At 58.8% G+C, this 6,213-nt stretch carries 6 protein-coding genes; 3 read left to right on the top strand and 3 right to left on the bottom strand.

Annotation, left to right across the window (positions count from 1 at the left end; genetic code table 11):
* Window positions 1-207 precede the first annotated feature (207 nt).
* On the bottom strand, window positions 208-624 hold the full coding sequence (locus AAAC48_RS24125; RefSeq protein ID WP_340656620.1) for a helix-turn-helix domain-containing protein: 417 nt from the start codon (window positions 622-624) through the stop codon (window positions 208-210).
* Between the two features lie 147 nt (window positions 625-771).
* Between AAAC48_RS24125 and AAAC48_RS24120 the strand changes: the two genes are divergently transcribed.
* Together AAAC48_RS24120 and AAAC48_RS24115 are read left to right on the top strand one after the other, a co-directional pair.
* A complete protein-coding gene (locus AAAC48_RS24120) occupies window positions 772-1,413 on the top strand; it encodes an NAD(P)-dependent oxidoreductase (RefSeq protein WP_340656619.1) in 642 nt (213 codons plus the stop codon).
* A 264-nt stretch (window positions 1,414-1,677) separates the two neighbouring features.
* Window positions 1,678-2,748: an LLM class flavin-dependent oxidoreductase gene (locus AAAC48_RS24115; protein WP_340656618.1), complete on the top strand. Its 1,071-nt coding sequence runs from the start codon at window positions 1,678-1,680 to the stop codon at window positions 2,746-2,748.
* Window positions 2,749-2,838: 90 nt separating this feature from the next.
* On the opposite strand, the gene murI is transcribed toward AAAC48_RS24115, so the two are convergent.
* Together murI and AAAC48_RS24105 are read right to left on the bottom strand one after the other, a co-directional pair.
* Window positions 2,839-3,645 carry a glutamate racemase gene (gene murI, locus AAAC48_RS24110; RefSeq protein ID WP_340656617.1) on the bottom strand — a complete coding sequence of 269 codons (807 nt, stop codon included), beginning with the start codon at window positions 3,643-3,645 and terminating at the stop codon, window positions 2,839-2,841.
* Window positions 3,638-4,504, bottom strand: a complete 867-nt coding sequence (locus tag AAAC48_RS24105) for an RNA methyltransferase (RefSeq protein ID WP_340656616.1) — start codon at window positions 4,502-4,504, stop codon at window positions 3,638-3,640. The genes murI and AAAC48_RS24105 overlap by 8 nt, the downstream gene beginning before the upstream one ends.
* Window positions 4,505-4,962: 458 nt before the next feature.
* On the opposite strand from AAAC48_RS24105, the gene AAAC48_RS24100 reads away from it, so the two are divergent.
* On the top strand, window positions 4,963-6,177 hold the full coding sequence (locus AAAC48_RS24100; RefSeq protein ID WP_340656615.1) for an NADP-dependent isocitrate dehydrogenase: 1,215 nt from the start codon (window positions 4,963-4,965) through the stop codon (window positions 6,175-6,177).
* Window positions 6,178-6,213: the final 36 nt, after the last annotated feature.

The following is a 6,213-nucleotide window of genomic DNA, read 5'->3' as shown; positions in this document are numbered from 1 at the left end:
CGCAAAGGGTGGGTGGGGGTTCCAGCTCGTTCAAGCGTTGATGCCGATTATCCCTCCCCTTGCGATTTAGCTTCTTTGCTAAATCCTAGGGGCAGTTCAACGCGGGCAAATCCCCTCTCTTGCGATTTCTAGCACTTAGCAAGGGCTAAGATGCTGAAATCGCTTTCTCCCCCTCAAGGGTCCCTCAAGGGGGGAGATGACAGGCATCTAATCCACCTTCGCTTCATCAAATGCTTTGCGCGCCGCGCGCAGATGATCACGGTTGTTGACAGCCCATTCGCCCAGCGCGCCAATCGGCACCGCAATCGAATGGCCGATTTCCGTCAGAGCATAGGTTACTTCCGGCGGAGATGTCGGCTTCACCGTACGGGTAATCAGACCGTCACGCTCCAGCGAACGCAGCGTCACGGTAAGCATGCGCTGCGATATGCCCTCGATCATCCGGCGCAGCACGTTGAACCGGCGCGGGCCTGACTGCAGGTTGATGATCGTCAACAGGCTCCAGGAGTCGCCGATAAGATCGAGCACCTCGCGCATCGGACACGAGCCGGTACCATCCCATTCCATTGCCGGCATGGTTGCCAGCAGCGGCGTCTTGCCCTCGGTCTTTGCATGAATGCTCATCATGATCCTCGTTATCGTCGCGGGCACGGTTACTTCCGTGTGCCCTGAAACGGAAAAAGTGCGTTCTTCTCAAGTCCGGCGTTCTAGCATAGATGGTTATTATTAGTAACCAGAAAACGATGCATACCCGCATCAAAGGAGCACAGGATGAAAATCGCATTGATTGGCGCCACCGGATTTGTAGGCACGGAAATCTTGAAGGAAGCCGTTTCGCGCGGCGACAGTGTTACCGCGCTGGTTCGCAACCCTGCCAAGGTGGAAAAGCAGGCAGGCGTCACTGCAATTGAAGCCGATGCCCTCAACACGACCGATCTCGCCGCCAAGCTCAAGGGCCACGACGTCGTCATCTCCGCCTACAATCCCGGTTGGGGCGAGCCCGATATCCAGGCGATCCACATCAAGGCGAGCAAGTCGATCACCGCGGCCACCAAGCAGGCAGGCGTCAGCCGCTTGATCGTCATCGGCGGCGCCGGCAGTCTCTACAACGAAGCAGGCGGGCAGTTTGTCGATGGCGACGGTTTTCCTGCTGAATACAAGGAAGGCGCGCTGGGTGCCCGGCAGGCGCTGAACGATCTGCGCGCTGAGACCGAATTGGACTGGAGCTTCGTGTCGCCGCCCTTCGCCCTTGCTCCGGGTGCACGGACCGGCAAATACCGCCTCGGCAAGGATCATCCGGTCTTCGACGCTGAGGGAAAGAGCGCGATCAGCGTGAGCGACCTGGCTGTCGCAATCGCGGATGAGGCCGAAAAGCCGAAACATTCGAAGCAGCGTTTCACTGTTGGTTATTGATCCGGGCGCATCTTACCCTCCCCCTTGTGAGAGGGCGGGAGCGAAGCGACGGGAGGGGCATTCCTCGCGACATAGCAATAAGAACGTCGATGGGCGATTGGTCGCTGGCAAAGAGCCCTCCCTGCTGCTGCGCAGCCTTCATCCCCACAAAGGGGGAGGGTAAAACCCCAGTATCCTTTTGGTGCCTCGGCAACCGGGATGTGCGTCCTTCAAATCCCTTAAATCTGTGCTTACCTGTGTAGCATGTGAACGAAGGATACACGGATGGAACTCGGCATCTACACATTTGCGGGCATGAGCCCCGACCCGGCGACCGGCGTCGCGATCAGCGCGCACCAGCGCATGCAGAATCTCCTGGAGGAGATGGAACTCGCCGATCAGGTCGGGCTCGACGCGTTTGGCATCGGCGAACATCACCGGCCGGATTTCGTCATCTCAACACCGGCCGTGGTGCTGGCGGCTGGCGCCGCACGCACGAAGAATATCCGTTTAACCAGCGCCGTGACTGTGCTGAGTTCCGACGATCCAGTGCGCGTGTTCCAGGAATATGCGACGCTCGACCTGATTTCCTCGGGCCGCGCCGAGATCATGGCCGGGCGCGGCTCCTTCATCGAATCCTTCCCGCTGTTCGGCTATGATCTGAACGATTACGACGAGCTTTTCGCCGAGAAGCTCGACCTGCTCCTGAAGCTGCGAGAAACCGAACACGTGACGTGGACCGGCAAGTTTCGCGCGCCGCTCCACAATCTCGGCGTCTATCCGCGTCCGCGGCAAAGTCCCCTGCCCGTCTGGATCGCCGTTGGCGGCACACCGGCATCGGTGATCCGTGCCGGCACGCTCGGCCTGCCGCTGGCGGTGGCGATCATCGGCGGCGAACCGCATCGTTTCGCTCCGCTGGTCGAGCTCTACCGCGAAGTAGGCGCCAAGGCCGGCCACGCACCGGAAAAGCTGAAAGTCAGCATCAATTCGCATGGCTATGTCGCGGAGAATTCGCAGGCGGCGTCGGACGAATACTGGCCATCATACGAAGTGGTGATGAACAAGATCGGCCGCGAGCGCGGCTGGCCGCCAAGCAATCGCGGCCAATACGAGGCCGGACGCTCGATGCGCGGTGCACTGCTGGTCGGTTCGCCGCAAGAGGTGATCGACAAGATCATGTTGCAGCATACGTATTTCAAACATGACCGTTTCATGCTGCAGATCGATCTCGGCAGCCTGCCGCACGCCAATACGCTGAAAGCAATCGAGCTTTATGGCACGAAGGTCGCACCGGTGATCAGGCAGGAACTGGGTGAATCTGCGAAGTCGAAGGTTGAAGCGGGTTCCGCCGCTTAAGGACGACCGGCAGATAATAACGGGACTCTGCTTATCCTCGTGGAGTTCCGCCGAAAGCAGCGTGTCGAGTACAACGACACCATTGCCGATTCAAATCGTATCCAGCCCAAACCCCTGCATCAGCCGCCTTGTGGAGAAATCGGGATTGCCCGAGGTGAAGACGGCGATGTCGTCGCCATGCTCAGGCTCGATGCTGACGCCGTTCGGCTTCAACAGCGACAGCGCGCGGCGGGCGATCGCCTCGGCAGGATCGAGCCAGTCCACCGGCCAGGGCGCAAGGCGCCTGAACACATTGGCAAGGAACGGATAATGGGTACAGGCCAGCACCACGATGTCGGTACGGCCGCCGTCCTTTTCGTAAAAGCACGGGGCAATTTCTGCACGGATGGCATCGTCATCGATGGCATCGCCGCGAATATGCGCTTCGGCCAAGTGGGCGAGGTTCCGGCTGCCGACAAGGCGCACATGGCATTTGGTGGCAAAGGACTGGATGAGATCGCGCGTATAGGCGCGTTTCACCGTGCCTGGGGTTGCGAGGACCGTGACGAGACCTGACGCAGTGCGCTCCGCCGCCGGCTTGATCGCCGGGACTGTGCCGACGAACGGCACGGCCGGATAGGCCTTGCGCAGGTCTTCAAGCACCAGAGTCGAGGCCGTGTTGCAGGCGATGATCGCGATTGCCGGATCGTGCTGGGCGATGAAGCCGCCGAAGAGGTCGACGATGCGAGCGCGCAACGCACCCTCCTCCCAATCGCCATAGGGAAAACCCGCATCGTCGGCGATATAGACAAAGCGCCGCCCCGGCATCAGCACGCGCGCTTCGCGCAGCACCGTCAGCCCGCCGATACCGCTGTCAAATGCAATGATCGGCCGGTCTTCCGCTCGCACATCATTCATCGTTTGACCAATCCTTGTTCGCTGGCCGAGCGGTTTTCGTTTTCGCCGCTGGCTTTTCGCGCTTGCGCCCTTCGGGAGCCCCGGAACCACGCGGTGTCCTCGGGCTGAAATAATCGAGCGATACCACGACACCCCGCAGCAATTTCAGCTCAGAGTCGGAAAAGCCTGCCCTCGTGAGCACGCCGCGCAGATTGTTGACCATGATTTCCTTGCGCGCCATCGGCCGGAAGTAGCCGCGTGCCTGCAAGGCATCTTCGAGATGATTGAAAAAGCCCTGCAGCTGTTCCTTTGGCGCGGGCTCGAGTTCCGGACCGCGAAAGGCGGTGTCGGTGTGCTTCTCGAGACCTGATTTCATCCACTCATAGGACATGAGCAAAACCGCCTGTGCAATGTTCAGCGACGAGAATGCCGGATTGACCGGAAACGTCACCAGCTCATCGGCAAGGCTGACTTCGTCATTATTGAGGCCGATGCGTTCGCGCCCAAAAAGAATTCCGGTCCTCTCACCCTTGTTGAAGCGCTGGCGCAGCGTTTGGCCGGCCTCGACCGGGCCGCGCACCTGCTTGAAGGCGTCGCGCTCGCGCGCAGTGGTCGCATAGACGAAATGAAGGTCCTTGATGGCCGATGGCAGGTCGCTATAGACCAGCGCCGCATCAATAATATGGTCGGCGCGGCTGGCCGCCGAGCGAGCCTTGTCATTGGGAAATTCCTCGCGCGGCTTGACCAGGCGCAGTTCCGCCAGGCCGAAATTCGCCATGGCGCGCGCCACCATGCCAATATTCTCCGGCAATTGCGGTTCCACCAGTATGATTGCTGGACCTTCAGCAATAAGGGTGCGTTGTCTGTCCGTACCGGCCATATTCAATCCTTGCTTGACGTCGCGCCGTCATAGCTCGCGTTTTTTTGATGAGCAATGCTGAGCATCGATAGTGCAGTTCGACACAGCGGCATTCCCACCTTGAAAAGAGATGCGCGAATGTCGATGCCGATTATCTCCCCCCTTGCGGGGGAGAAAGCGATTTCAGCATCTTAGCCCTTGCTAAGTGCTAGAAATCGCCAGAGAGGGGAATATATTGAGTGGTGCATTTCAAATCCCCTCACTTGGATTTTCCAAGGATTTAGCAAAGCGGCTAAATCCAGGAAAATCCTTTCTCTCCCGCAAGGGGAGAGATAATCGGCATCGACGTTCACGATAACCTTCCCTCTTCTTGAGCAACTGTCTTTGCGTTCTGCAATCACGGTGCTATAGGGGCGCGAACCCTCAACTAAATCCAATGCTGACACTCCCAGACCCAGCAAAATAGAGGCTGACTATTCATGGCAAAGATCAAGGTTGCAAATCCGGTCGTCGAGCTTGATGGCGACGAGATGACTCGCATCATCTGGCAATATATCAAGGAAAAGCTGATCCATCCTTACCTCGACATCGACCTGAAATATTACGACCTCGGGATCGAGCACCGCGATGCCACCAATGACCAGGTGACGATCGATGCAGCCAATGCGATCAAACAATATGGCGTCGGCGTCAAATGCGCCACCATCACCCCGGATGAGCAGCGCGTTGAGGAATTCGGCTTGAAGAAGATGTGGAAGTCGCCCAACGGCACGATCCGCAACATTCTCGGCGGCGTCATTTTCCGCGAGCCGATCATTGCCAAGAACGTTCCCCGCCTGGTTCCGGGCTGGACCCAGCCGATCATCGTCGGCCGTCATGCCTTCGGTGACCAGTACCGCGCGACCGATTTCAAATTCTCCGGCAAGGGCAAGTTGTCTATCAAGTTCGTTGGCGAAGACGGCGAGACCATCGAGCACGAAGTCTATGACGCGCCGGGCGCCGGCGTGGCCATGGCCATGTACAATCTCGACGAGTCGATCCGCGATTTCGCCCATGCCTCGTTCAACTATGCCTATAATCGCGGCGTTCCCTGCTACCTCTCGACCAAGAACACCATCCTCAAGGCCTATGACGGCCGCTTCAAGGATATCTTCCAGGAAGTGTTCGACGCGGAATTCAAGGACAAGTTCGCGGCAAAGAAGATCACCTATGAGCATCGCCTGATCGACGACATGGTCGCCTCGGCGCTCAAGTGGTCCGGCGGCTATGTCTGGGCCTGCAAGAACTATGACGGCGACGTGCAGTCCGACATCGTGGCGCAGGGTTTTGGCTCGCTCGGCCTGATGACCTCGGTTCTGATGACGCCGGACGGCCAGACGGTGGAAGCAGAAGCCGCGCACGGCACCGTGACGCGTCACTACCGCCAGCACCAGAAGGGCGAAGAAACCTCGACCAACTCGATCGCCTCGATCTTTGCCTGGACACGTGGCCTCGCCCACCGGGCCAAGCTCGACGGCAATGCGGAGCTGGAGCGCTTTAGTCATACACTGGAAAAAGTCTGCGTCGATACTGTTGAAGCCGGCTACATGACCAAGGATCTGGCGCTGCTCATCGGTCCCGATCAGCCTTGGCTGTCGACGACAGGTTTCCTCGACAAGATCAACGAGAACCTGTCGAAGGCCATGGCCGCCTGAGCCGGACTTAGTCAAGATTGCAAAAGCCCCGGTTTT

The organism is Phyllobacterium sp. (assembly GCF_037994405.1).
GTDB lineage: Bacteria > Pseudomonadota > Alphaproteobacteria > Rhizobiales > Rhizobiaceae > Phyllobacterium.
Note: the sequence above shows the minus strand (reverse complement) of the source record. Positions and strands in the feature narration are given on the sequence as shown.